We start from the raw sequence: 26,340 nt of genomic DNA on the forward strand, positions 1-26,340 counted from the left end.
ATGTTCGGGAACCCCGCGTATCCTACATACCAGGCCTTTTTGGGACTTGGCATCGCCGCCGCCATTGCGCTGCTGCTCATGCCGTGGTGGATCAAGCTTCTTAAGGTCGAGGGTATCGGCCAGCAGGTCCGCGCCGATGGACCCAAACGCCACCTGATTAAGCAGGGCACGCCCACCATGGGCGGCGTTGTCATTCTCGTAGCCGTTTCGCTGACGTGCCTTTTGATGGGCAAGCTCACCACCGAGCTTGTGCTCGTGCTGCTTGCCACGCTTGCAACCGGCGTTCTGGGCCTTATCGATGATTTGACCTCTGTCACGCACGGTCGTTCGCTCGGCCTGACGCCCCACGCCAAGATGATCGGTCTCACCATTATCTGCGTCACGTTTACCGTGCTTGCCGTCAGCTGGTGCGGCGTTGCCCCCGAGATTCGTTTTCCTGGCGGTCTGACGATTGACCTCGGCATCTTCTCGACCACCATTGGTGGCCTTACCTTTCCGTGGCTCTACATCGTCTTTTGCTGGCTGATGATCGCCGGTCTTTCTAATGCCGTGAACCTGACCGATGGCCTGGACGGCCTTGCCGGTGGCACCTCCATGATTGCCATGCTTGCCATGGCTGCCATGGCGTTTTTGCACGGTGACGTAAACCTGTCTATCTTCTGTACCGCATGTGCTGGTGCTTGCCTGGGCTTCCTTTGGTTCAACTGCTATCCGGCGAGCATCTTTATGGGTGATACCGGCTCTCTTGCCTTGGGTGCAGCCTTTGCCTGCACGTCCATTATGACCAACACCGAGGTCGTCTCGCTCATCATCGGCGGCCTGTTTATCGTCGAGACCCTGTCGGTCATGATTCAGGTCGTCTACTTCCACTTTACGCATAAGCGCGTCTTCCTTATGGCGCCCATTCATCATCATTTCGAGAAGAAGGGATGGGCCGAGACTAAGGTCGTCATCCGTTTTTGGATTGTCGCTGCCGCTTTTGGCGCTCTGGGCCTTGCCCTGTTTTTCCAGTTGGGATAGTGGTTTTTCATGCCTCTTGCAGATTCCTTTAGCCTGCTCGTCTTGGGCCAGGGTAAGTCCGGTCTAGATGTCGCTCGCTGGGCGCTTGCGCACCCCGAGCGCGTGAGTACCGTTACCGTGTACGGTGGCGGCACGTCCGAGCCCAATGATGCCACGCGCTCGCTCGAGGCGCGCGGGGTATCGTTTGTCTACGGAACCGAGCAGGTCGAGGGCGCGTTTGATGTATGCGTGACGTGTCCGGGCATCTCGGAGTTCTCGGCATTCTTTAAGGCTGGCCGCGATCACGCTGCCCAGATCATGGGTGAGCCCGAGTTTGCCTACCGCCTGTCTCCCCAAAATTGGATCGCCATTACGGGCACCAACGGCAAGACAACCACCACGTCGCTGACCGACTACCTGCTTAAGGCAGCGGGCGAGGCGAGCGTTGCTGTCGGTAATATCGGTGAGCCTCCGGTGAACGAAATCGACGACCGCGCGCATAACGAGTGGTTTGTAGCTGAGCTTTCGAGCTATCAGATCGCAACGAAGACCGAGCTTCACCCCCGTGTGGCGGTGCTGCTCAACATTACCCCCGACCATCTGGGCTGGCACAAGAGCCATAAGAACTATGCGCTCGCCAAGATTAAGCTCTTCGAGAATATGGTCGATGATGACCTTGTGGTTATCGACGTCGAGGATGCCGGTATCCATGAATTCGATGAGTATGTCTACACGCCGGGTCGTCGCATCTGCAAGGTCGCCTTTGACGAACCTGCGGGCGAGGACGCCGCATTTGTGCGCGATGGCAAGATGGTCATTCGCCTGAAGGGCGTCGAGACCCCGCTCATCGCCACGTCCGAGCTCAAAATCTCCGGACATCACAATGTCATCAATGCCCTGTGCGCTGCCACGGCCGCCCTGGCCGTCGGTGCCGATGTCGACGGTGTGTGTCGCGGCCTGGCCTCATTCCAGCCGCTGGAGCACCGCGTTGAGCCCTGTGGCGAGATCGATGGCGTGCGCTACGTCAACGATTCCAAGGCAACGAACACCGATGCGGTCGAAAAGGCCCTGACGGCGTTTCCCGACGACGACGTGATCTTGCTGCTCGGTGGTCACGATAAGGGCACGCCACTCGAGTCCTTCGCCCGCGTTGTCATGGACAACGTGCGATCGGTCGTCTGCTTTGGCGATGCGCGCGAGCGCTTTACCGCCGCTATGGACGAGGCCGATGTCGATGGTGACGTTGATATCGCTCAGGCTGACGACCTGCGCGACGCCGTCGACGTTGCCCGTTCGCTGTCGAGCCGAGGCGACGTGATCCTGCTTTCTCCCGCCTGTTCTTCGTTCGATGAGTTCTCGGGCTACGAGGAGCGCGGCCGCGTGTTTAAGGACTACGTGGCCCAGCTTGCCGCCGCAGCGAAATCGCAAATGGAATAGGGGCCGCCGGTGAGAGAGGAGAGCCCCCGACAAGATATGAGGAGGCCCGACTCGGACCGTGCTTCCTCGCAGCGCAGTACGCCGCGTTCCGGTCGCGGCGGGCAGACGCTCAGCGAACGCTATATTGCCGGCGTCCCCGCCCGCATCATGCGCCCTCGTTTGATATTCATGGCGTGCCTGTTTACTTTAGTGTGCTTTGGGCTGCTGATGGTGTACTCGGCGTCATCGGTCGAGGCATTGCACGAGAACGGCTCGGCGACGTTTTTCCTGGTTCGACAGGCTACCTTTGCCGGAGTTGGCGTGCTTGCCATGGTTGCGATCGTTCGCGTCTTGCCGGACAGCTGGTTTGGGGAAAATGTACTTAGGATCTTCCTTATCGGCATGATTCTCTTGCTGTTTGCGGTATTTCTTGTCGGCAGTGGCAGCCGTGGCGCCACGCGCTGGCTCAACATCGCCGGTATTCAGTTCCAGCCGTCTGAGTTTTTAAAGCCGTTTGCCATCGCGTATTCTGCCATCATACTCGACCGTTTCTTTTCGCCCGGTGGCAACATCAACGAGTTCCTTCGTAAGATGGTCGTCTACTTGGGCATTTCGCTCTTTTTGATCTTTATCCAGCCCGATTATGGCACCGTCTTGATCATCTCGCTGACCCTCATGTGTATGGCGTTATTTGCGGGCCTAGACCCCAAGTTTATCATCGGCGTGATCATTCTCGTCATTGTCATGAGTGTGTTTGCGCTTGTTGCAGAGCCGTACCGCATGGTGCGTGTTCAGGTTGCCCTGAACCCTTGGGCCGACGAGTATGGCGATGGCTATCAGGCAACGCTTGCCATCATGGCGTTTGCTTCGGGCGGCTTGTTCGGCCGCGGCATCGGTAACTCCACCATGAAGTATTCGTATCTGCCCGAGGCACACAACGACTATATTCTGGCCATTATCGGCGAGGAGGTCGGTTTTGTCGGGACCGCGCTGCTCTTCCTGGTCTTTGCGATGCTGATTTACTCAGCGTTTCGCATTGCCGAACAGGCTGCGGACCGTCGCGGAGCGCTCATGGCATCGGGTTCCGCAGTCATTCTCGCGGTACAGTTTTTGATCAATGCGCTGGGCATCCTCAACGTGTTTCCCATGACGGGTAAGCCGCTGCCGTTTATCAGCTACGGCGGTTCGTCGATTATCGTATCGCTTATGCTTGCGGGGCTGATCTTGCGCGTCTCGCACGAGAGCGCCCGTCGTGATGAGTACGACCGTCGCCGCGAGAGCTTTGCCGTTATGGACGAGAGCACCGCCGGCGTGCCCCATGTGCGCGGCGATCGCCCTTCGCGCAACGGTTTTACCGTCTTGGATGGCTCTGCGTCCGAGCCGGCGGCTCGTCCGCGCCCGCGAACGGCTCCGCAGGGGCGTCCCCAACGCCCGAACCCCCGAAGCTCGGGCGGCGGATATAATCGAATCAATTTGAATTCGGACCCGTCGGCGCGTCTGCGCACCGACGATCAGGGACCGCGCGTACGAAGGGATTTTCATGACCGATAAGATGACCGTTGCTATCGCAGCCGGCGGCACGGCGGGACATATCAACCCTGCGCTTGCCTTGGCTGAGGAGTTGCGCGACCGCGGACATCATGTTGTGTTCGTGGGCCAGTCGCACAAGCTCGAGGGTCGTTTGGTTCCCGAGGCCGGGTTCGATTTTGTACCTATCACGGTCACGGGCTTCGACCGCTCCCGTCCTTGGACCGCGCTGAGCTCGCTGTGGCGCGTCAATAAGGCCAAGCGCTCGCTCGCCAGCCATTTCTCAAAGGTTGGCAAGCCCGATGCGGCTATCGGTTTTGGTGCCTACGTCGAGGTCCCGCTGCTGGGCTGGTGCAAGGATGCGGGCGTTCCGTATCTGCTGCACGAGCAGAACTCTGTTCCGGGCCTGGCCAATAAGATGATGAGTTCCCATGCCGCCCGCGTGTGTATCTCGGTGCCGGCTGCGCGCTCTGTCTTTGAGCGCGAGGGCGACCCCGAGCATGTGCTCATGACCGGTAATCCGGTGCGCCGCTCGGTCATTGAGGGCGATCGCGCCCGCGGCCGCGAGGCACTTGGCGTGCCCGAGGATGCGACGCTTCTGCTCGTCTTTGGTGGTTCGCTCGGTGCCCAGCATCTCAACGAGCGCGTAGCCTCGCTCAAGAGCGAGCTGCTGACCCGCGAGAATCTCTACATTTTGCATTCGACGGGAGCCGACGGCTTTGAGGACACCGAGCGTGCTTTGGCGCTGACGTCCGATGAGACGAAGCGCTATCGCGTCCAGCCCTACATTGACAACATGGGCGACATGCTAGCTGCAGCTGACCTGGTGCTCTCGCGCTCCGGCGCCTCGAGCGTGGCCGAGATTGCCGCCCTCGCCGTGCCTTCGGTGCTCGTGCCGTATCCGCATGCCACGGCCGACCACCAGACGACCAATGCGCGTTATCTGGTCGATGCCGGTGCCGGCGTGCTTTGTGCCGATGCCGATATCGATGCTCCGGCGTTTGCCGAGGAGCTGCTGCATCTGGTCGATGACGCCGCAGCGCGCGATGCCATGCGTCAGGCGGCGCGCGGGTTGGCTCAGGACCGCGCCGCCGCACTTTTGGCCGATGCGGTAGAGGGTTTGCGTTAGTTAGACGGGATATCGAGCTTGCGCTCGCGCGGATGCGGTAGGTGCGGTACAGTTAACGGGTTACAGGCAGTGTTTACGCAAGGAGTACACGAGCACATGGCTGATTCCCAGACTGCAACCTCCGCGCCCGAGTTCAAGAGCGCCCACTTTATCGGTATCGGTGGCGCCGGCATGAGCGGTATCGCTCTCGTTTTGCACGAGCGTGGCTATGCCGTTACCGGTTCCGACCTTAAGACCTCGCGCTACATTCGTCAGCTTACCCGTGCTGGCGTGAAGGTTCATGTGGGCCACGAGGCCGCCACGATCGATGAGGTCAAGCCCGACGTGGTCGTGGTCTCTACCGCTATTCCCGAGTCCAACCCCGAGCTTGTGCGTGCTCGCGAGCTCGGTATTCCTGTGTGGCCCCGCGCCAAGATGCTCTCGGCTCTGGGCCACGGCTACACCACCATCGCTGTTGCCGGCACGCACGGCAAGACCACGACGTCCTCGATGTGTGCCACCATGCTCGACCGCATGGGTCTGGATCCCAGCTTTTTGATCGGCGGTATCGTCGAGGGTTACGATACCAACGGAAAGAACGGCTCGGGTGACTACTTTGTCGCCGAGGCCGATGAGTCCGACAGCTCGTTCCTGTTCCTGAACCCCAACGTGGTCATCGTGACCAACGTCGAGGCCGACCATCTCGACCACTACTCGGGCATCGAGGAGATCGAGGCCACCTTTGCCAAGTTTATGGGCCTGGTTGGAGAGAGCGGTACCGTCATCGTTTGCGGTGAGGACCCGCATCTGGTCGAACTCGCCAAGTCGACGGGTCGCCACGTGCTTTCCTATGGCTTTGCCGAAACCAACGACGTCGTCTGCGTGCATCCGGATGTCAAGGGCATTCAGAGCGACTTTACCGTTCGCTTTGAGGATGGGACCGAGCATGCTGTCGAGATCAAGAGCAACCCCGGTCGCCACAACATGCTCAACGCCACGGCAGTGCTAACCGTTGCCCATGTCCTGGGTCTCGACGTCGATGCCGCAGCCGAGGCGCTTTCGAGCTTTGAGGGCGTCCGCCGCCGCTTTACCCATGTGGGCGATATTGATGGCATCAGCGTGGTCGATGACTACGGCCATCACCCCACCGAGATCAAGGCGACGCTCGCCGCCGCCTCGTCGCTAGGCTACAAGCATGTTGACGTCGTGTTCCAGCCGCACCGCTATTCGCGTTTGCAGGCGCTGTGCGATGACTTTGCCGATGCCTTCGCCAATGCCGATAAGCTGCTGCTCATCGATGTGTTCTCTGCCGGCGAGATGCCGATTCCGGGCGTAACCTCCAAGATGCTCGCTGATACTGTGCGCGCCAAGCACCCTGGCAAGGAGGTCGTGTACTGCTCCAGCCGTCTCGAGCTCAATCGTGAGCTCGAGAAGATGGTAGGTGAGGGCGATCTGCTGCTTACTATGGGCGCCGGCGACGTTACGACCGTTGGCCCTGAGTTCATCGAGTATCTGACTGCCAAGAAAGACGCTTAGCCCCTATGGGTCTGTTTAACGCCGTCATGGCGCTTTCGGGCATGATCGACACGGATGTAGTCGAGGATGAACGCCTTGCGCGTCATACGAGTTATCGTATCGGCGGCAAGGCCGACCTCTTCGTGACGTGCCATAGCTATCATGCCCTTCGTCGTGCCGTGGCAGTGCTCGACCGTGAGCAGGTGCCGTGGGTCATTATCGGCAAGGGATCTAATCTGCTCGTTGCCGATGCGGGCTATCGCGGCGCCGTCATTTCGCTGGGGCGTGAGTTTCAGCGCACCGTTGTTGCCGAGGACGGTTGCACGCTGACCGTTGGCGCGGGCGTTATGTTCGCACGTTTGGTCAACGATGCCCTGTCGCGCGGGCTTTCGGGCCTTGAGTTTGCGGTTGGCATCCCCGGCTCGGTCGGCGGCGCCGTATCTATGAACGCCGGTACGCGTACCGAGTGGATAGGTTCGCTTGTCGAGGATGTGGTCACGTTTGACCCGGCATCCGGCATTAAGCATTATGCGGGGTCCGAGATTGCCTGGGGCTACCGTGAGTGCAGCCTGCCGCGTAACGAGATTATTCTCGAGTGTGTGCTTAAGCTCAAGCCTGCGCCTAAGGCCGACATTCGCGAGCGTATGGAGCGGTACCTGACGAGGCGCAAACGCACGCAGCCCATGGGTCGCGCTTCTTGCGGGTCGGTCTTTCGCAATCCACCCGACGCGAGCGTTGGCAAGCTGATTGAGGATTGTGGATTAAAGGGTTTTTCGGTTGGCGGTGCGGAAGTTTCGCCCGTACACGCTAATTTTATCGTTAATAACGGTACCGCCTCGGCCGATGACGTGGCCGCGGTTATCAGGCATGTGCACGGAAAGGTGAGGGAGGCGTATGGCATCGAGCTCAGACCGGAAGTCAAATTCCTCGGCTTCTAGAGCATCGAAACCTACCTTCCGCCGCGCCGGAGGGCGTTCCGGCGCACCCGTCCAGCCTCAACGCAAGCCCCCTGTGTCCTCCAAGCCCGCTGGATCCGTACGGTCCGCCAAACGTCCGGTCGTCGGCTCGCAACTTGGTGGACGCACTGCCGCAAAAAAGACGGTTCACCCGGCTCCGCGCCCCTCGGTGACGTCTAAGTCGGCGATGGGTGCCAAGCCCTCTCGCCCCATAGTGACGCCCAAGCCCTCGCTGGGGGCTAAAGCGACGCATCCCGGCCGTACGTTGGGCGCTGCCAAGCCGCGCTCGTTGACGTCGGTGCCCGCCACTAAGGCACCTGCGACCAATAAGGGTATCAATCCGCTGTCGTCGCTTGGCGCCATGGCGAGTAAGACGTCCGAGGCCGCCTCTGCCGTTAAGGGCAAGGGCAAAATCGTGGGCGGTATCTTGGCGGCTGTGGCCGTGCTTGCCGTCGTTGCCATCGTCGTTATCAATTCCGGCCTGTTTGCCGCTACCGATATTCAGATCGAGGGCAGCGAGCATGTGACCAAGCACGATGCCATGCAGCTGATCAGTCTGCCCGAGAACACATCGCTCTTCAACGTAAATCCCGACCAGATTACCGAAGATCTCAAGCAGAACCCGTGGGTCTCGGGCGTGGACGTTCAACGGCAGTTTCCCCACACGCTCGTCATTACGCCGACGGAGCGCAAGGTCACCGCGATCGCTTATATAAGTTCCGACGATCTTGCCTGGGCCATCGGCGACGATGACACCTGGATCGCACCGCTTTCGACCTCTGTGGAGGTGGACGACCAGGGAAATGTCGTCACTTCGGGTGAGGGCGCCAACACGTTGAGCGGCATCGATGCTGCGTTGGCGCTGGCCAAGCACTACGGGGCCGTGCTGCTTACCGATGTCTCGGCTGATGTCGAGCCGGTCTCGGGGCGGGCTGTTTCTTCCAAGGCCGTTAAAGCGGGCCTGGATTACGTGCGTGGTTTTTCCGGCGAATTCTTGGCGCAGATCAAGGATATTTCTATACCTTCGGTCGAGGCCATCTCGGCGAATCTTGATAATGGCGTTGAGGTCTCGCTGGGCGATTCTGATGATATCGCCAAGAAGGAACGCGTCGTGACCAAGCTTCTGTCGCAGGTAGAGGGCGTAACCTACATTAACGTTCGGTCTCCCGGCAACTATACGTTTAGAAACGCACCGACCGCTTAGCGTCGGTGCGTGGCTTTGTTGAGGGGCCATACCACGCCGTTTATCTGGTTTGTTTGGTTTTCACGGTCAATTATTTGACTGATACGTTCATAATGTGCAAACATAATACGGTTTACCTTTGCATTTACTTTCAACCTGAAGGTTAATGTGCGCAGGGGTCAACCCATGCTATGGCTATAACCTTTGTTCGGAGGACCGACATGCACGAGACAGAGATCAACAACTACCTTGCCGTCATTAAGGTGGTCGGCGTCGGCGGCGGCGGTACCAACGCGGTCAATCGAATGATCGAAGAGGGCATTCGTGGCGTCGAGTTTGTTGCCATCAACACCGATGCTCAGGCGCTCGCGATCTCTGATGCCGATATCAAGGTCCACATCGGCACCGACCTTACCCGCGGCCTGGGCGCTGGCGCCAACCCCGAGGTTGGTCGCAAGGCTGCCGATGAGTCCCGCGATGACATCGCCGAGGCGCTCGCTGGCGCCGACATGGTGTTCATCACCTGCGGTGAGGGCGGTGGCACCGGCACCGGCGCCGCTCCCATCGTTGCCGATATCGCGATGAACGAGGTCGGTGCGCTGACCGTCGCCGTCGTGACCAAGCCCTTCACCTTCGAGGGCCGCAAGCGTAAGAAGAGCGCCGAAGAGGGCATTAAGACCCTTTCCGATTGCGTCGACACCATGATCGTTATCCCTAACGACAAGCTGCTCGACATCGCCGAGAAGAAGACCACCATGCTCGAGGCCTTCGCGATTGCCGATGGCGTCCTTTCCCAGGGCACCCAGGGCATCACCGACCTCATCACCGTCCCGGGCATCATCAACCTGGACTTCGCTGATGTTAAGACCATCATGAAGCAGGCCGGCACCGCCATGATGGGTATCGGTACTTCTTCTGGGGACACCCGTGCCGTCGACGCCGCCCAGCAGGCTATTTCCAGCCCGCTGCTCGAGAGCTCTATCGATGGTGCTACGCGCGTCCTGCTCTCCATCGCCGGCTCCAAGGATCTGGGCATCCAAGAGATCAGCGACGCTGCCGACGTTGTCGCCAACGCCGTCGATCCCGAGGCCAACATCATCTTCGGTACCGTTGTCGACGAGTCCCTGGGCGATCAGGTGCGCATCACCGTTATCGCTACGGGCTTCTCCGACTCTAATGTCAACCGTCAGGACGAGCTCTTCGCTGCCCAGCAGTCCCAGAGCAAGGCTTCCGTTGTCGAGCCTCAGCGTACCGCTCCCGCTGCAAGCTCGGCTCAGTCTGCCCCGACCCGCAATGTCGGCGGTACGGAGCTTCCCAATTTTGGTAACGACCAGTTTGAGCTTCCCGACTTCCTTAAGCGTGGTAGCTTCTAGTTCGTTTTTCTCAACGACCTGCACGGGGTGTGTCCATTTGGATGCACCCCGTTTTGTTTCTCGTTTGTAAACGAAAGTCTCCAATCTCTTTACGTTCCCCTTACGTTTGGTTCCTACCGCTGCGGGTATCCTTTTGTAGAAGTATGGCAGCCGTATGGCACGGACTGCTGCGGCTTGGCCGCGATACTCGTGTTATTAGGAGGCTTTAGTATGGCAGCACGTGCGGACAACGTTTCGCGTGTCGACCATGATGGAGTTACGTTGGTAGAGGGCGCGACGCACGATGTCCGCTTTGCCTTCACCGAACGCACTGGCGGTGTTTCCGAAGATGCGTACTCCTCACTCAATCTGGGCTCGCATGTTGGCGATGACCCCTTTGCCGTTCAAGAAAATCGTCGCCGCGTACTCGAGGCCATGGGTATTGTCGAGTGCGAGCACAACCTGCTTGTCCCCAATCAGGTACACGGTGACAATGTCGTGACGGTGACCTCGAACGGCGCCGATGATCTCGAGAACATTCGCGAGCAGATTGCCGAGGGCTGCGATGCCCTCGTCTGCACGGCGCATGAGGTGCCCGTGATGCTTTGCTTTGCCGATTGTGTTCCCGTTGTGCTGGTGGCTCCCGGCGGCTTTGCCGTGGTGCATTCTGGCTGGAAGGGCACGATTGCGCGCATTTCCGCCAAGGCGTGCCAAGCGCTCTGCGAGGCGGCTGGCTGCAAGCCAGACGACATCTCTGCCTATATTGGGCCCCATATCCTGGGTGACGAGTACGAGGTGTCCCAAGAACTTATGGTCCGCTTTGCCTCCGAGTTCGCGTGCATCGATGCTGCCGCTTCTCGTATGCTCGATCTTTCCGCCGCCATTCGCGAGGCGCTGATGGACGCCGGCGTCGAAGCGAACGGCATTGTGGACACCAAGCTCTCCACCGTTCGTCAGAACGACCGCTTTTATTCCTACCGCAACGAGGGCGGCACCTGTGGGCGCCATGCTGCGATCGGCGTGATGCTATGAGAAAGATCGCATCGGTCCTAAGCGCGGCAGTGCTCACGCTTACGCTGTGTGCCTGCTCCTCGGGATCTTCCACGTCTTCTATCACCGTGGCCGGCTCGACCACCTGCCTTCCCATTGCCGAGATTGCGGCCGAGGGCTTTAAGGAGGAGACCGGCACCGACGTGCTCGTCTCTGGCCTTGGCTCTTCTGCCGGTATCGAGGCCGTCAGCAACGGCACGGCTGACATCGCCAGCTCGTCTCGTGGCCTCAATGCCGACGAGCAGGATCTGGGCCTGACCCCGATTGTAATCGCGCACGACGGCATCGCAGTCATCGTGAACGACGGTAATCCGGTCGACAACCTCTCGACCGAGCAGCTTCGCGACATATACGCCGGTAAGATTACCAACTGGAAGGAAGTCGGCGGAGAGGACCTGAAGATTCAGGTTATTAACCGCGATGAGGCGTCCGGTACGCGCGAGGCCTTCCGTACCATCGTGATGGACGGCACGCCGTTCGATCGTCGCTCTGCCGTTCTTTCGGGCACGGGCCAGGTACGCGATGTCGTATCCCGTTCGCGTGGTGCCATTGGCTACATCTCGCTGGGTTTTGTCGAGAGCCTCAACGCTAAGACTTCGGTTAAGGCTGTTTCGGTCAACCATGTCGAGGCATCCGAGAAGACGGTCGCAAGTGGCGGCTATCCCATCTCGCGCGACCTTTACTTCTTTGTGAAGGGTACGCCTTCGCAGCGTGCACAGGACTACATTGACTATGTGACGTCGGAGAAGATGGACAAGCAGATTCGCGAGGCGGGCTTTATTCCCGTCACCAACGACGGAAAGGGGAGTGAGTAGCATGGAAGCACAGGAAACCCCCCAGATTGAGCGAGAGGCTCAGGCGCCCAAAAAGCGTGAGTTGGCGTTGGTGTCGCGCAGCACCTATCTCAAAGAGAAGGCGCTGCAGTGGATCTTCTTTGCTTGCGCGTTCTTGGCGGTCGTTACCGTCATCCTGATTTTTGTCTTTACCACGTACTCGGCGTTGCCCGTCTTTACCGACATCGGTCTGGCGGACTTCTTTAGCTTTACGTGGGCGCCCTCCGAGGGCCACTACGGCATCATGTCGCTGCTGGCGGGCTCTGGTCTGGTGACGGTCGGTGCGCTCGCCATGGGTGTGCCCCTGGGTGTGGGCACGGCCGTGTATCTGGTCGAGATCGCCGGCAAGCGCGTGCGCAGTCTCATCAGCCCCGCCGTCGACCTGCTGGCGGGTATCCCCTCCATCATCTACGGTTTCTTTGGCATGGTTATCATCCGTCCGTTTATCGCGCAGCTGACCGGCGGTCTTGGCTTTGGTGCGCTGACGGCGTGGCTCGTGCTCGCCATCATGATCGTTCCCACCATCACCACGCTCACCATCGATGCCCTCAATTCCATTCCCATGGGCATTCGCGAGGCATCCTATGCCATGGGTGCCACCAAGTGGCAGACCATATACAAGGTCGTGCTGCCTGCAGCCAAGTTGGGCATCGTCGATGCGATTGTCTTGGGCATGGGTCGTGCCATCGGTGAGACCATGGCCGTGCTCATGGTCGTTGGCAACGCTCCGGTCATCCCGGACAGCATCTCGAGCCCCATCTCGACGCTCACGAGCCAGATCGCGCTCGACATGAGCTATTCCTCGGGCCTGCACCGCTCGGCTCTGTTTGGCATGGGCGTGGTCCTGTTTATCATTTCCGCCGCATTGGTGGGCATCGTCCGTCTGATTTCCAAGAAGAAGAGGGGGTAGGCTATGTCCGATTCCGTTGACACGACGGTCGATACGACCTCGTCGCGCGAACGCATCAAGCGTGCCCTTTCCCATGGTAAGAAGGGCCGCATCAACAAGGATCTGTCCAACAAGATTATGCTCGGCGTGTTTCGCGCCGCGGCCTATATCACCACGCTGGTACTGGTCGCCATCATCGCCTACGTAGTTATCAACGGTCTGCCGCACATCTCGCTCGACTTTATCTTTGGCTGGCCGCAGGGAGTAAACGCCGAGGGCGGCATTTGGCCCACTATCGTCTCGACCGTCTACGTGACGGCGCTCGCCATGCTCATCTGCACGCCGGTTGCCGTCTTGGCTGCGGTCTATCTGGCCGAGTATGCCAAGCAGGGCAAGGTTGTCGACATCATTCGCTATGCTGCCGATGCCCTGGCCTCGGTGCCCTCCATTGTTATGGGCCTTTTTGGCTACGCCTTGTTTGTCGAGGCCATGGGCCTGGGTCTTTCGATGGTTTCGGCCGCCCTGGCGCTCGCACTTCTGATGCTGCCCATTGTCATGCGTACCACCGAGGAGGCAATCCGCGCCGTTCCGCGCTATATCCGTTGGGGCGCATATGGCCTGGGTGCCACCAAGTGGCAGGTCGTCTCCAAGATCGTGCTTCCTTCGGCTTTTGGCCGCATCGCCACCGGCATCGTACTTGCCATCGGCCGCGCCATCGGCGAGACCGCCGTGGTGCTCTACACCATGGGCCAGGCCATCAACCTGCCTATTTCGCCGCTCGATTCCGGTCGCCCCATGACCGTTCACCTTTATCTGCTTGCCAATGACGGCATCAACATGAACGCAGCCTACGGCACCGCGCTTTTGCTGATGGCGATTATTCTGGCCTTCAACCTGTTTGCGCGTTATCTGTCGCGCAAACGCCGCTAGTTAAGGAGTCCCATGTCCGTCTATCAGTCCGCTCCCACGCTGGAGCAAGCGGCCATCACGGCCAAGGATTTCAACTTTTGGTACGGTGACTTTCATGCGCTGACGGGGCTCGACCTCAACATCGCCAAAAACGCCATTACCTCGTTTATCGGCCCTTCGGGCTGCGGCAAATCGACGTTTTTGCGCTGTATCAACCGTATGAACGACCTTATCGAGGGCACGCGCGTCGAGGGCACCATGACGCTCGACGGCAACGATATCTATGCCGAGGGTGTCGACCCGGTCGACCTTCGCCGCCGCGTGGGCATGATTTTTCAGCAGCCCAACCCGTTCCCTAAATCCATCTACGAGAATGTTGCTTTTGGCCCTCGTCTGCAGGGCGTGACTAGCAAAAGCGACCTCGATGACATCGTGGAAGAATCGCTCAAGCGCGCCAACCTCTGGAAAGAGGTATCCAATCAGCTCAACAAGGATGGTTTGGCGCTTTCGGGCGGTCAGCAGCAGCGTCTGTGCATCGCGCGTGTGCTCGCGGTGCAGCCCGATGTCCTTCTGATGGACGAGCCCTGCTCCGCCATCGACCCCACGTCCGTCTCCAAGGTCGAGGATCTGATGGCCGAGCTGGCGCCCGAGATGACGATCATCATCGTCACACATTCAATGCAGCAGGCAGCTCGCATTAGCGACTACACCGCCTTCTTCTTGCAGGAGGTTGCCGGCGAGCCCGCCACGCTCATCGAGTATGGTCAAACCGACGCGATCTTCACCAGCCCGGTGGATTCGCGGACGGAAGACTATATCACCGGCCGCTTTGGCTGATCGGTGCGACTAGTCCCGAGCCGATCGGACCTGGTCCGGTGCGTATTCACTGTGCGGGCGGCATGACCGCACCCAACTGATTGGAGTGAACCATGCGCAAACTGTTTTCCCGTCAGCTCGTCGAGGCTCGTCACGAGATGTTGAGCATCTACGAGGCTGTAGACCTGGCTCTTCACGACGCCGTGAAGGCCTATGTGACCGACGACCGCAAGCTCGCCACCAAGACCAAGAAGCGCACGCTTTCGATTGACGCGCGCTGCGCCAACCTGGAGGCCGTGTGCTACAACCTGATCGCTACGCAGTCGCCGGTCGCCTCCGACTTCCGCTTGCTGCAGACAATCATCTACGTCGACTTTAACCTGCAGCGCATGACCGATAAGGTTCGCCAGATCTGCCGCGCCACGCGTCATATGGTCAAGGCCGATATCTCGCTGCCCCAGGAGCTCGTCGGTACGGTTGAGGCCGAGGCCGAAGCCGTATACCAGGTGCTGGGCTCGTCGCTTTCCGCGCTCGTCACCAACGATATGTCCATCATCTGCAACCTGGCCGTCGAGGACGAGCCGGTGCATGCAGCCTATGAGAAGTTCTTCCGTACCTTCAACCGCATGGACGCGGGAGAGTTTATGGACGACGACAGCAACTATGACGATCTGCGCCGCGCCATCATGGTTTCGCGCTACCTCGATCGCATCGCCTCGATTTCCATCGATGCCGCCTGCCGTCTGACCTTCCTTTTGACCGGCCAGCGCATGAACGCCGGCGATATCGCCCGTACGGACGAGGATGAGCTCGAGAGCATGCGCGTGCCTTCGGGCGAGGGCGTCATCATGAGGCCCGCTGTCGATGCGCGCTTTGTTGCCAAGGTGCCCGCTAACGAGGTGAGCGAGGGTCTTCGCTACCTGCTCGAGCACCTCGAGGACGAGGACGATACCGAGGATGACGAGGAGTAGGGTAGCTCCGTTCGTCGAAAGATTGTAAATACCTAAGTGAGCGCGGCCTTGCACATGCAGGGCCGCGCTCTTGCGTTAGCATGGGACTACTTGTACGTCTGTCTGCGGAGGCGATTGGCAATGGATAATTATTTGAACGTGATGCGCGCTCGCCGCGAGCAGATTCTCGAACGCTTTTATGCCGCACTCGATCGCGCGGGCCGTTCTCACGATGCCGCACGTCTGATTGCCGTCTCCAAGACCGTTGGCGTCGATGAGACCGTTGCCGCCATCCAGGCAGGGTATCGTCATTTTGCCGAGAACCGTCCGCAGGAGCTTGTTCGCAAGCTTGCGGGGTTGGCGGAGCATCCGGAGCTGCCCGAGGTGCGCTTCGATATGATCGGTAATCTTCAGACCAACAAGATCAATGCGGTGCTGGGTGCGGCCGAGCTGATTCATTCGGTGGGGTCGCTTCATTTGGCGCAGGCTATCTCGAGCCGTGCCGTCCGCAAGATTGAGGCGGGCGAGCTTGCCGGTCCTCAGCATGTGCTGATCGAGGTCAATGTAAGCGGCGAGGAGTCCAAGGGCGGCTTTTCGCCCGATGAGGTTCGTGCCGCGGCTGGCGAGCTTGCGGAACTTGAGGGAATTTGTGTGCAGGGGCTTATGACCATGGCACCCCGGGGGAATAAGGATGTGGCGCGCCGCACCTTTGCCGGGCTGCGTGAGTTGAGGGATGAGCTGGAGACGGCACACCCCGATCTGTGTCTGCCTGAGCTTTCTTGCGGCATGAGCGAGGACTTTGAGCCTGCCCTTGAGGAAGGCTCGACGCTTGTTCGCCTGGGCAGGGTAGTATTCAGCCCGGAGTTTGAAGTAAAATAAGAGCCTGAAGTGCGCGCTGATTGTCAGAGCGCCTGCATTAGACCGTGAGAGGACACAACCATGGGTTTCCTTGACGAAATTAAAAATAAAATGCACCTAGGCGGCCAGCAGGGTTATGACCAGGGTTATGGCCAGGATGATGACTACGGTTACGATGACGGCTATGACGACGGCTATCAGAACAACGGCTACAGCGGTGCTTCGGGCGAGGGCTTCTACACGCAAGATGAACCGAGCAATGGACTGCTGGGGCAGACACGCCGCGGAGAGGCTGAGTCGGTTGCTGTGTACACGCGTTCCGGTCAACTGATCGGCGACGACTCCCGTCACGCTACGACGTACAATCCGCCTTCGCGCTCTCAGGATGCCGCTGCGGGCGGTTATCGTCCCGGCGCCTATGACACGCCGTCAAGCTACGCCGAGAACGCTCGGGTCCGCGCTGCCGCTGCGCCCGCTCCTGCTGCAACGCCGAGCGATGCCTCTGCCTATGCGAGCAATATCATCAACGCCACGCCTCAGTTGCCGGCCTACGTTCTTCGTCCGGAGAGTTATGACGACGTGGAGACGGTCGTGCGCCGCGTGCGTACCAAGCAGCCTGTCGCGCTGATCTTTGTGGGCGTTCGCACCGAGGTCGCCAAACGCGTCCTGGACTTTAGCTATGGCTTTGCCTGTGGCCTGGGCGCTTCGGTCAAAGAAGTGGGCGATCGCGTGTTTATGGTGCTGCCCGCCGGCTGCGAGGTCAAGGATTCGGATCTTAAGAAGCTTCGCGCCGACGGCTATCTCAAGTAAAGACAAGGTGAGGAGATTCCCATCAACATCTACACCATCGTTCAGCTTGTCAACACGCTGTTTAATTTTTATTCCACGTTGATTGTGGTCTACTGCTTTATGACGTGGATTCCCATGAAGCAGGGTGGTTTGCTACAGGATATCGCGGCGGTGCTCGACGGCGTTTGCGGCCCTTGGCTCAACCTGTTTCGCCGGTTTATGCCGCCGATGGGCGGTATCGATTTTTCACCGGTCGTTGCGATTATTGCGTTGCAGTTGGTGCAGAAGCTCATTCTGCAGCTACTTATAGGTATACTCGTATAGGACTGGCTCAGTAACCTATGTCGGGCGCTTAGCGCCAAGGCGATGATAAAGGAGAACTTGTTATGGCTATTACCCCTGCTGACATCCAGGCTCAGACCTTCTCTGAGGCCAAGCGCGGCTACGATCCCGCCGAGGTCGACGTCTTCCTGGAGACCCTGTCCTCCGAGGTCGACGCTATGCTTGCCAAGATCGTTGATCTTAAGGGTCGCCTGACCGCCACCGAGCAGCAGCTTGCCGATACGCAGGCTCAGCTTGCGCAGGCCCAGGATTCTGCCGCTCAGGCTGCTCCTGTCGCCACTCCCGCTCCCGATTTCTCCGCTCAGGAGCGTCAGATTTCCGCCGCTCTCATTGCGGCTCAGCAGACCGCCGAGGCGATTGTCAACGACGCTAACGAGAATGCTGACCGCATCCGCAACGAGGCCGACGCCAAGGCCCGCGAGGTCATCCGTCAGGCCCTGACCGAGAAGCAGGCCGAGCTCGAGGAGATTGACCGTCTGAAGGCTTCCCGCGAGGAGTTCAAGGCCGAGTATCTCAAGCTCATTCAGCACTTTATGGACGATGCTCAGAATTCCTTCCCGGCCGATCTGCTGGCTTCTACGCCGGTCGGTTCCGCGGCTTCTCCTGCCGTGACCATGCCTGCCGCCGAGCCGCTGCCTGTCGCTGATCCGGTTGTCCCCGTGGCCGACCCCTTCGCCCCGATTGACAACTTTGCCGCGGACGACCTGGACTAGCGCCAAAACTACAATCTAGCTCTTAAAAGGAGCTCGCGCTTGCGAGCTCCTTTTTTTAGCTGTATACGGGTTGGGAAACATAACGCCGAGCTCTGCGTGCGATAGGGCAGAACTCGGCGAACGTTTGAGCGGTAAAAGGTAGGTTTTAGGGCATGGGCCAAAAACTACTTGAGGAGGAAATTGGATAGAGGAATGGTGCGGGCCTCGCGATGCTCGGGGTCGGCAATATGGTCGGCGGGATAGCCGCAGACGAGCATGTGGTAGGGATAAACGCCCTCGGGCAGGTTGAACTGCTCGTGGGCTAGCTCGGGCTTAAAATGGCATACCCAGCACGTTCCCAGGCCCTGTTCCTCGGCCTCCATCATCATTTGATCGCAAACAATCGAGGTGTCGATAGCGCTGGAGTTCATCTGGTCATAGGGACGCACCCAAGCATCGTTGGTAACGCTGCAAATGAGGAAGATGAGCGGAGCGCCAAAGATGGATCCATCACGAGCAAACCGAGGCTGACAAGCAGCTGCCTTTTCCAGAAGCTCAGGCGTATCCAACACCATCACACGGGTTGGATGATTATTGCAAGCAGAAGGAGCAATGCGTCCAGCCTCAACAATGGTATCCACCACAGCCTGCTCAACAGAACGATCCTCAAACAAACGACAAGAATACCGAGACCGAGCCAGATCCAAATACGACATACAAGCCCTCCAACAATTAAAAATCAAACAAACCCAAAGTAACCCAAAGAGTACCCAAAGCAGCAATCAGTCAAACGCTCACCAAGGGCCAAAGTGTCCGAGCGGGTACCAAAGGGCCCTTCAGCCAAACCCCCATTGCGCTAAAACTATCAGCCAAAGTTTCAATGGTGATACACAAGGGAGCGGGCCCGACCACTAATAACCTTTTGAACGACTCTGCTTGCAGCCGGAGTGAAAAGGGTTATTAGTGGCCGGGCCCGCGACCGGTGGGATGCGTACCCCCAATTAACTGTTCTTCATGACAATCGAATCCACGACATCGGCCACATTCTCGCAGCAGTCGGCGCAGTACTCCAAGAAGGCGTACACGTCACGCCAGGCGATGACCTCGAGCGGGTCCTTGCCGTTGACGTGCAGGTTACGCATGGCGTTGATGTAGAGTTCGTCGGCCTCGGACTCGATGGTGTTGATCTGGATGACGAGCTCGCGCAGCGTTTTGGACTTGCGGTAGTTGGGCAACTCGACCATCAGGTCCTTCATGGCGCGGCAGGCGTCGGTCACCTTGTGGGCGATCACGATGGCATCGGGGTGGATGCTCTGGATGTTGGTGAAGTAGAGGCGCTGCACGACGCCCTCAATACGGTCGAGCACGGTATCGAGCGAGCAGCTCATGAGGTTAAGGTCCTCGCGCTCAAGCGGGGTGATAAAGGCCGTGAGCAGGGCGTCTTCGAGCTCATGGTGCTTCTTGTCTGCTGCATGCTCAATCGCATGCATCTTCTCGAGCATGTCGTGGATCTGCGCGGGGTCAAAGTTCTCAAAAATCTTGGTGAGCAGCTCGGCTGCCTGAACGGCGAAGTCGGCGCAGGCGACGTAGTTGTCAAAGTAGAACGAATCGGGTTTCTTTGCCATGAGTGATCCTTTCGGGGCGAAGACGGGTGGGCGAGGTAATGCGGTCCGGATGGACGTTCGGTTTGACTAGAGGAGCATCATGAACAGCCTGGCCATAACAAAGCTGATGAGTCCACAGGCGGGGAAGGTGAAGAACCACGTGAACATCATGTCCTTGACCACGCCGAAGTTGATGGCCGAGAGGCGCTTGACGGCGCCGACGCCCATGATGGCGCAGGTCTTGATGTGCGTGGAGGACACGGGGATACCGGTGAGCGTGGCAAGCAGCAGGTTTGCGGCTCCTGCCAGGTCGGCAGAGAAGCCCTGATACTTCTCGAGCTTAACCATGCTCTGGCCGACGGACTTGATGATACGCTCACCGCCCACGCTGGTGCCGATGCCCATGGTGGCCGAGCACAGCAGCATGATCCAGATGGGGATGCCGGCGTCGCCGACGCCGGTCTGTCCGTTGGCAAAGGCGACACCTAAAAAGAGCACGCCGATGAACTTTTGTCCATCCTGCGCGCCGTGCATAAAGCTCATGGCCGCGGCGCTCGCGATCTGAGCATATTTAAAGAAGACGTTGGCACGTCGCCTGTTGGCGGCAGCGAAAAGAATCGAGACGAGCTTGCACAGGACCCAGCCCATGACAAAGCCCAGACCGATGGAGAGCGCCAGGCCGTAGATGACCTTCATCCACTCGTGGACATTGACGCTGCTGGCGCCGCCGAGGGCGATGGCAGCGCCGGTCAGGCCGGCGATGAGGCTGTGGCTCTGCGAGGTGGGGATGCCAAAACGCGATGCCGTGGCGCCGTAGACGACGATGGAGAACAGGGCCGCGCAGAGGCACGCGAGCGCCATGGTGCTGTTTCCGCCAAAGTCGACGATATGGGAGATGGTGTTGGCAACGCTGGCATTAAAGTGCGTCATGATGAGCACGCCCAAAAAGTTGAACGCGGCACTCATGAGAATGGCGGCGCGGGCGGGCATGCAACGCGTGGTGACACAGGTCGCGATGGCGTTGGGCGCGTCGGTCCATCCGTTGACGAAGATGGCGCCGAGCGCGAGGAACACGGTGACGGCAAGGACTGGGTTCGAAACAAGTTGGCCGAGGAAGGCTGAGAACGTTACGTCCATATATGGGCTTTCTCGAAGTTTGCAGAAACGTTACAAAAACATGATAAATCGTATCACCTCCTGCGGGTTTCTTTACCGAGTTCTGACGGGAGAAGTGAATTTTTTGGCACTAAAATTGAATATTAGCCCTGTTGACCGCGGGTGTTCTTTTTGCTAACACGCCGTGAGGACACGTGCGCTCGCTCCGACACCCCAAAACCACAGTCTGTTCGCTTTACAATATGCAAACATGCGTTCGATAATAGGGGCATGGAATATCGACAGACAGATGGCAAAACTCGGCGCGTGCACAAGCAGTATGTGGACGTCGTGGCCCGCATCCTCGCGGGCGGACAAGTTGTGCCGGTTACCGTCTGCTGGGTCGACGGTCGCTGCTTTACGATTGACGAGATTGTCTCGTCTACCGGTTTTGGCCTGACGGTTCACGGCATTCGTACGGCAACCTATAAGGTTCGTTTTGGCGGACATACGACCGAGCTGTATCTGGAAGACCAGGCGCGTGAGCGACCGGATGGCTCGCAGGCTCATCTGATGCGGTGGTGGGTGTGGGCGTTCGACCGTACACTCGAGAGTGAGCGCCGCGGGTAAGAGCGCGCGCCATTCGGGTACAATGGCAGGAATCTTGTCACCTACGGCGCTGTCGCGGCGCTTTTTGAAAGGACGAAATTATGAACGATATCCAGGGCTATCAGAACGGCCCCATCGAGACCGGCGCAAGCCGTGCCAAGGAGATGTCGCCGCGCGCGTACAACCTTGCCATGTCTGCCCTGATCTTTTTGGGTTTTTGCGCTATGGGCGCTGGCGCCTACTTTACGGGCACCATGTCGTTTGCGCGCATGATGATGAGTGGCGCCGCCCTGCCGCTGGTCTTTGGCTCGCTTATCCTGACCATTGTCGGAATCGTCATGATGACGGCCGCCGCCAGCAAGCAGTCCGTGGGCCTGTCGCTCGCGGGTTACGCGATCTTTGCGAGCACCTTTGGTCTGACCGCGTCGTTTGGCCTTGCCAACTACGACCTGCCCACCATCAACACCGCCTTTATCGCCACTGCCGCCATCACCTTTGTCTTTGGCGCACTGGGCGTGACCTTCCCCAAATTCTTCCAGCGTGTGTACGGCATTGGTTTTGGCGTTCTGCTTGCCACGATTCTGGTCGAGATCGTGCTGATGTTCATGGGCGTCTCGCAGACCATCACCGACCTGATCGTGATTGTGGTGTTCGCCGGCTTTATTGGCTACGACACCTATGTGGCCACGACGGTGCCGCCCACGCTGCCCAACGCCGTGCTCATGGCGTCCAACCTGTTCGTGGACATTATCAACGTGTTCCTGCGCATTCTGAACATCCTTGGTCGTCGCGACTAGTGCCAGATTGCAGTGGTGCTTGCCGCGCGCAAATCGATGCGAAAGGCGGTCCTTCGGGGCCGCCTTTTTTGTACGCGGCGGGGTATCATGGATGGGAAAAGCCGATAGCGGCAGCGACCGAGAAAGGTGACCACTTATGGCAGACGTCGACAACAGGAACCGTAACCGTAGGCCCAACCGCGCGGGACAGCCCAATCCCAAGCGCGAGGCCCGTGCCAAGGCCGCCGAGCGTCACGTGGCGACTGTGTCCGAAGCGTGCGCAAAGGATATCGAGCGCTCGCTTGCCGGCGTGCACGAGTTCGAGGGCATGCCTGCCGGATTTGTCGCGGCGATGAAGGCTAAGGCCCAGGTGGCTGCTGCCGAAGAGCAGGTTGCCGATGAGTCTGAGGCCGCCGAGGTTGCGCCTGCCGAGACCGAGGTCGTGGCCGAGCCTGTGCCCGCAGAGGAAGCCACGGAGACCGAGCCCGCGCCTGCTGCCGAGGAGCCCGCCCCGGTCCTGCCCGAGGTCACCGTGCTCGACGCCTCTGCCACGCAGGCCATTCTGGATAACGGCCGAGGCTACGCGCAGTTCTGCGACATGGCCGTGCTCGCCTTTGCCTCGTTCACCAACCCGGGCGGTGGCTACATCCAGGGTTATCTGGGTCAGGAGGCCACGCTCTGTGCCGATTCGTATCTGTACAATGTGCTCGATAAGCAGCGCAAATGGTACGGCGAGAACCGTCGCCGCAACATCAACTGTGAGCTGTACCGCAACCGTGCGCTGGTGGTGCCTGCGGTGCGCTTCGACCGCAACCACGTGCATGCGTATGCCGACGTGATCGTTGCCGCTGCGCCCAACGCCAAGCGCGCTCGCCAGGAGTATCGCGTGGGTGACGATGCCCTGCTGGACGCCCTGCGCGATCGTATCCGCTTTGTGCTGGCCATCTGCGACGAGCTTGGTCGCGAGAAGCTCGTGCTGGGCGCCTGGGGCTGTGACAACAACGGCTTTGACGCCGAGGCCGTGGCCGAGCTCTTTCGCAAGGAGCTCGCATCGGGCGACTTTAAGGTCAAGCAGGTCTTCTTTGCCGTGCCCTCTACGCGCTGGGACGAGGATTTTGCCAAGTTCGAGCACGTGCTGGCAAGCTTCCCCGAGCGCAACGAGGAGTCCTATGCCCAGGTTGCCGCCCGTGCCGCGGCCGCCCGTGCCGCCGAGCAGGCTCATGCCGCTGCCGAGGACGACGAGGATGATGACGACTGGCGCAAGTATCTGTAATCGGTGCGCGCTGACAGATAGGTCGAGCCGGCGGGAGGGGCTGCTCCCGTCGGCTTTTTACTGAGGGAAGGGCTTGCGATGAAAAACGTCCTGTGCTTTGGTGACAGCAATACGTATGGCTACGATCCGGCGGGCATGCGCGATGGCACCGCGGTGCGCTATGCGCACGATGTGCGCTGGTGCGGCGTGGCCCAGCGCGAGCCGGGCGATATCGATTATCTGCACATGATGCCCGAAAGCCACGAGAGCCTGGGCCACGCCGTGGCAGCCAAGCTCCAAGAGATGCTCGGTCAGTAGCGCGACCCCAAACCACCACAAAGGGACAGGCGCCTTTGCGGTGGTTTGTGCGGTGGTTTTGGTTGCTGGCTTTTTAGTACTGCCACATGTGGTTGACGGGGCCGGAGCCTTTGCCCATGTTCAGGCCGGCGGCGAGAGCGCCGGTTAGGTAGGCCTTGCCGGCGTTGACGGCATCGGCAAGATCCATGCCCTGGGCCAGCGCGCAGGCGATGGCGGACGAAAGCGTACAGCCGGTACCATGCGTGTTGTCGGTCTCGATGCGCTTGTGGCGGAACCACGTGGTGAGCGGATCGCCCAGGTGGTTGCCCTCGTCATCGAGCGGCGCGGGCTCTGCTAGCACATCGTTGGCCTCGTTGACAAAATGCCCGCCCTTAACGAGGGACGCGCAGCCAAAGCGGCGGGTGAGGAGCATGGCAGCGTTTTGCTGTGTGCGCTCGGAATCGACCTCGTAGTCGAGCAGCGCCATGGCCTCGGGAATATTGGGCGTGATAACGCTTGCCAGTGGGAACAGGCGGCGTGTAAGCGCTTCGGCGGCGTCCTCGGCGATGAGACGAGCGCCCGAAGTGGCGACCATGACGGGGTCGACGACGATATTTTGTGCGTCCCAGGCGCTCAGGCGGTCGGCTATGACTTCGATAATCTCGGCAGAGGAAACCATGCCGATCTTGACGGCACTGGGGCGGATATCGTCAAAAACGGCATCGATCTGCGCCGCGACAATATCCGGGGAGATGTTCTGCACGGCGGTGACGCCTAGGGTGTTCTGTGCGGTGATGGCCGTGATGACCGTCTCGGCATACAGGCGGTGCGCCGTGATGGTCTTGATGTCGGCCTGAATGCCGGCACCGCCGCTGGAATCGGATCCTGCGATGGATAGAACGGCTGGTACCTTACTACGATCCATGTTCGCTCCCTTGTTCGGTCGGATTCAAATGGGTCTCTTGCCCGCATTATAAAGTTGCCCGGGCCGGCTGTATGCCGATCCCGGGCGGGTGGCGCAATCTTTACGTAAATGTAAGAAAATGTTCACACGTCAACAATTGACGAACGCCTTGTGGCCGATTATGGCTCCGGTGACGAGTTAGTCCTCCATGCCGAGGTCGATCGTCGTGCCTTCGAACACCTTGTTGACGGTGCGGACGGCGCACATCTTGCCGCACATGGTGCAGGTGCCCTCGGTGGCAGCAGGGGATTCCTCGTAGCGCTTCTTGCCGGTGACCGGATCGAGCGCGCACTTCCACATGGCGTCCCAGTCGAGCTTGCGGCGTGCCTGGCCCATCTTGTCGTCCATGTCGCGGGCGTGGGGCACCTTTTTGGCGATGTCGGCGGCGTGTGCGGCAATCTTGGTGGCCATGAGGCCGTCGAGCACATCCTGGGCGTTAGGCAGGCATAGGTGCTCTGCCGGTGTCACGTAGCACAAAAAGTCGGCACCCGAGCTCGCGGAGATGGCGCCACCGATGGCTGCGGTGATGTGGTCGTAGCCCACGCCGATATCGGTCACCAGCGGCCCGAGCACGTAGAACGGGGCGTTGTGGCACAGGCGCTTCTGCAGTTTCATGTTGGCGGCGATCTCGTCGAGCGCCATGTGCCCCGGGCCCTCGACCATGACCTGGACGCCGGCGGCCCAAGCGCGCTTGCACAGCTTGCCCAGCTCGATCATCTCGGCGGTCTCGGTGGCGTCGTTGGAGTCGTAGAGGCAGCCCGGGCGGCAGGAGTCGCCGAGCGAAATCGTCACGTCGTACTCGTGGCAGATCTCGAGCAGCTCGTCAAAGTACTCGTAGAAGGGGTTCTCGTTGCCGGTGACCTCCATCCAGCCAAACAGCAGTGAGCCGCCGCGGCTGACGATGTTCATGAGACGGCCGGTCTCCTTAAAGGTTTTGGTGACCGACTTATTGATGCCGCAGTGGATGGTCATAAAGTCCACGCCGTCCTCGGCGTGCACGCGCACGACCTCGAACAGGTCGTCCTTGGTAAGCTTGACAAGCGGCTTTTCCATGTAGCCGATGGCGTCGTACATGGGGACGGTGCCCACCATGAGCGGCGTCTCGTCGATGAGCTGCTGTCGGAATTGGCGCGTCTTGCCCGAGTTGGAGAGGTCCATGATGGCGTCGGCGCCAAAGTCCTCGGCGATCTTGACCTTCTTCCATTCCTCGGCGGCATCGGCCTTGTCGCCCGAGATGCCCAGGTTGACGTTGACCTTGGTAGACAGGCCCTCGCCGACACCAAAGGCGCGCATGCCCTTTTTGATATGCACGATGTTGGCGGGAATGGCGATGCGGCCGTCGGCCACGCGCTCGCGGATGTACTCGGGGTCGCGATGCTCGCGTTCGGCAACCTCCTTCATCTGCGGTGTGATTTGCCCGGCGCGGGCGAAATCGATTTGCGTGACGAGCTTGGGCTCGGTCTGTGTGCTCATTGGCACGGCTCCCTTCGTTGGCATTACCCATATCAGGTTTGCGGGTCAGGGCGGGCGAGCCCAGTCTCAGCCTGCCGTCTTGTCCT

At 59.7% G+C, this 26,340-nt stretch carries 27 protein-coding genes; 22 read left to right on the forward strand and 5 right to left on the reverse strand.

The window, feature by feature from the left end; translation table 11 throughout:
* The 18 genes from mraY (at position 1) to ACTQ05_RS03725 (ending at position 18,205) form a co-directional block, all read left to right on the forward strand.
* A complete protein-coding gene (mraY, locus tag ACTQ05_RS03640; RefSeq protein ID WP_154515238.1) occupies positions 1–1,020 on the forward strand; it encodes a phospho-N-acetylmuramoyl-pentapeptide-transferase in 1,020 nt (339 codons plus the stop codon).
* A 9-nt stretch (positions 1,021–1,029) separates the two neighbouring features.
* Positions 1,030–2,436: a UDP-N-acetylmuramoyl-L-alanine--D-glutamate ligase gene (gene murD, locus ACTQ05_RS03645; RefSeq protein WP_441537969.1), complete on the forward strand. Its 1,407-nt coding sequence runs from the start codon at positions 1,030–1,032 to the stop codon at positions 2,434–2,436.
* Positions 2,437–2,445: 9 nt separating this feature from the next.
* The gene (ftsW, locus tag ACTQ05_RS03650; protein ID WP_441063194.1) at positions 2,446–3,966 is read left to right on the forward strand and encodes a putative lipid II flippase FtsW; all 1,521 of its coding nucleotides are present in this window, start codon (positions 2,446–2,448) and stop codon (positions 3,964–3,966) included.
* Entirely contained in the window at positions 3,956–5,071 is a 1,116-nt protein-coding gene (gene murG / locus ACTQ05_RS03655; RefSeq protein WP_427719191.1) for an undecaprenyldiphospho-muramoylpentapeptide beta-N-acetylglucosaminyltransferase, read from the forward strand. Before ftsW ends, murG begins: the two co-directional genes overlap by 11 nt.
* A gap of 96 nt (positions 5,072–5,167) precedes the next feature.
* Positions 5,168–6,586, forward strand: coding sequence for a UDP-N-acetylmuramate--L-alanine ligase (gene murC / locus ACTQ05_RS03660; protein WP_441063192.1), 1,419 nt, complete (start codon positions 5,168–5,170; stop codon positions 6,584–6,586).
* Positions 6,587–6,591: 5 nt separating this feature from the next.
* Entirely contained in the window at positions 6,592–7,503 is a 912-nt protein-coding gene (gene murB / locus ACTQ05_RS03665; RefSeq protein WP_154515248.1) for a UDP-N-acetylmuramate dehydrogenase, read from the forward strand.
* A 205-nt stretch (positions 7,504–7,708) separates the two neighbouring features.
* Positions 7,709–8,725 carry a cell division protein FtsQ/DivIB gene (locus ACTQ05_RS03670; RefSeq protein WP_427719196.1) on the forward strand — a complete coding sequence of 339 codons (1,017 nt, stop codon included), beginning with the start codon at positions 7,709–7,711 and terminating at the stop codon, positions 8,723–8,725.
* 200 nt (positions 8,726–8,925) lie between these two features.
* Entirely contained in the window at positions 8,926–10,077 is a 1,152-nt protein-coding gene (gene ftsZ / locus ACTQ05_RS03675) for a cell division protein FtsZ (protein ID WP_427719199.1), read from the forward strand.
* Between the two features lie 210 nt (positions 10,078–10,287).
* On the forward strand, positions 10,288–11,088 hold the full coding sequence (locus tag ACTQ05_RS03680; protein WP_441063191.1) for a polyphenol oxidase family protein: 801 nt from the start codon (positions 10,288–10,290) through the stop codon (positions 11,086–11,088).
* Positions 11,085–11,921 carry a phosphate ABC transporter substrate-binding protein gene (locus ACTQ05_RS03685; protein WP_427795805.1) on the forward strand — a complete coding sequence of 279 codons (837 nt, stop codon included), beginning with the start codon at positions 11,085–11,087 and terminating at the stop codon, positions 11,919–11,921. Before ACTQ05_RS03680 ends, ACTQ05_RS03685 begins: the two co-directional genes overlap by 4 nt.
* 1 nt (position 11,922) lies before the next feature.
* Complete coding sequence (pstC, locus tag ACTQ05_RS03690) at positions 11,923–12,849, forward strand: phosphate ABC transporter permease subunit PstC (RefSeq protein WP_441033191.1); 927 nt, start codon at positions 11,923–11,925, stop codon at positions 12,847–12,849.
* 3 nt (positions 12,850–12,852) lie between these two features.
* On the forward strand, positions 12,853–13,758 hold the full coding sequence (pstA, locus tag ACTQ05_RS03695) for a phosphate ABC transporter permease PstA (RefSeq protein WP_427727613.1): 906 nt from the start codon (positions 12,853–12,855) through the stop codon (positions 13,756–13,758).
* A gap of 12 nt (positions 13,759–13,770) precedes the next feature.
* Positions 13,771–14,574, forward strand: coding sequence for a phosphate ABC transporter ATP-binding protein PstB (gene pstB / locus ACTQ05_RS03700; RefSeq protein ID WP_089571588.1), 804 nt, complete (start codon positions 13,771–13,773; stop codon positions 14,572–14,574).
* Between the two features lie 92 nt (positions 14,575–14,666).
* Positions 14,667–15,524 (forward strand): phosphate signaling complex PhoU family protein, encoded by an 858-nt coding sequence (locus ACTQ05_RS03705; protein WP_427719211.1) that lies wholly within the window; start codon positions 14,667–14,669, stop codon positions 15,522–15,524.
* Between the two features lie 120 nt (positions 15,525–15,644).
* On the forward strand, positions 15,645–16,382 hold the full coding sequence (locus ACTQ05_RS03710; RefSeq protein WP_441053960.1) for a YggS family pyridoxal phosphate-dependent enzyme: 738 nt from the start codon (positions 15,645–15,647) through the stop codon (positions 16,380–16,382).
* A 60-nt stretch (positions 16,383–16,442) separates the two neighbouring features.
* Entirely contained in the window at positions 16,443–17,171 is a 729-nt protein-coding gene (locus ACTQ05_RS03715; RefSeq protein WP_441537972.1) for a cell division protein SepF, read from the forward strand.
* Between the two features lie 57 nt (positions 17,172–17,228).
* Positions 17,229–17,474, forward strand: coding sequence for a YggT family protein (locus ACTQ05_RS03720; protein WP_427719264.1), 246 nt, complete (start codon positions 17,229–17,231; stop codon positions 17,472–17,474).
* Between the two features lie 62 nt (positions 17,475–17,536).
* Positions 17,537–18,205 carry a DivIVA domain-containing protein gene (locus ACTQ05_RS03725; protein WP_154515270.1) on the forward strand — a complete coding sequence of 223 codons (669 nt, stop codon included), beginning with the start codon at positions 17,537–17,539 and terminating at the stop codon, positions 18,203–18,205.
* Positions 18,206–18,369: 164 nt separating this feature from the next.
* On the opposite strand, the gene ACTQ05_RS03730 is transcribed toward ACTQ05_RS03725, so the two are convergent.
* The 3 genes from ACTQ05_RS03730 to ACTQ05_RS03740 all read right to left on the reverse strand — a co-directional run bounded on the left by ACTQ05_RS03730 (position 18,370) and on the right by ACTQ05_RS03740 (position 20,925).
* The gene (locus tag ACTQ05_RS03730) at positions 18,370–18,900 is read right to left on the reverse strand and encodes a nitroreductase family protein (protein WP_441537973.1); all 531 of its coding nucleotides are present in this window, start codon (positions 18,898–18,900) and stop codon (positions 18,370–18,372) included.
* A gap of 285 nt (positions 18,901–19,185) precedes the next feature.
* Positions 19,186–19,809 carry a DUF47 domain-containing protein gene (locus ACTQ05_RS03735; protein WP_427719219.1) on the reverse strand — a complete coding sequence of 208 codons (624 nt, stop codon included), beginning with the start codon at positions 19,807–19,809 and terminating at the stop codon, positions 19,186–19,188.
* A gap of 66 nt (positions 19,810–19,875) precedes the next feature.
* Positions 19,876–20,925 (reverse strand): anion permease, encoded by a 1,050-nt coding sequence (locus ACTQ05_RS03740; RefSeq protein ID WP_441537976.1) that lies wholly within the window; start codon positions 20,923–20,925, stop codon positions 19,876–19,878.
* Positions 20,926–21,174: 249 nt separating this feature from the next.
* Between ACTQ05_RS03740 and ACTQ05_RS03745 the strand changes: the two genes are divergently transcribed.
* The 4 genes from ACTQ05_RS03745 (at position 21,175) to ACTQ05_RS03760 (ending at position 23,838) form a co-directional block, all read left to right on the forward strand.
* Complete coding sequence (locus tag ACTQ05_RS03745; protein ID WP_154515278.1) at positions 21,175–21,513, forward strand: hypothetical protein; 339 nt, start codon at positions 21,175–21,177, stop codon at positions 21,511–21,513.
* Between the two features lie 80 nt (positions 21,514–21,593).
* A complete protein-coding gene (locus ACTQ05_RS03750) occupies positions 21,594–22,289 on the forward strand; it encodes a Bax inhibitor-1 family protein (RefSeq protein WP_441537978.1) in 696 nt (231 codons plus the stop codon).
* Positions 22,290–22,425: 136 nt separating this feature from the next.
* Complete coding sequence (locus ACTQ05_RS03755; RefSeq protein ID WP_441537979.1) at positions 22,426–23,541, forward strand: TIGR02452 family protein; 1,116 nt, start codon at positions 22,426–22,428, stop codon at positions 23,539–23,541.
* 78 nt (positions 23,542–23,619) lie between these two features.
* Positions 23,620–23,838, forward strand: coding sequence for a hypothetical protein (locus ACTQ05_RS03760; protein WP_441053954.1), 219 nt, complete (start codon positions 23,620–23,622; stop codon positions 23,836–23,838).
* 73 nt (positions 23,839–23,911) lie between these two features.
* On the opposite strand, the gene thiD is transcribed toward ACTQ05_RS03760, so the two are convergent.
* Both thiD and thiC read right to left on the reverse strand, forming a co-directional pair.
* Positions 23,912–24,742 (reverse strand): bifunctional hydroxymethylpyrimidine kinase/phosphomethylpyrimidine kinase, encoded by an 831-nt coding sequence (gene thiD, locus ACTQ05_RS03765; RefSeq protein ID WP_441537981.1) that lies wholly within the window; start codon positions 24,740–24,742, stop codon positions 23,912–23,914.
* 177 nt (positions 24,743–24,919) lie between these two features.
* On the reverse strand, positions 24,920–26,254 hold the full coding sequence (thiC, locus tag ACTQ05_RS03770) for a phosphomethylpyrimidine synthase ThiC (RefSeq protein ID WP_441536910.1): 1,335 nt from the start codon (positions 26,252–26,254) through the stop codon (positions 24,920–24,922).
* Positions 26,255–26,340 lie beyond the last annotated feature (86 nt).

Source organism: Collinsella sp. LCP21S3_A9, assembly GCF_052118785.1.
Taxonomy (GTDB): domain Bacteria; phylum Actinomycetota; class Coriobacteriia; order Coriobacteriales; family Coriobacteriaceae; genus Collinsella.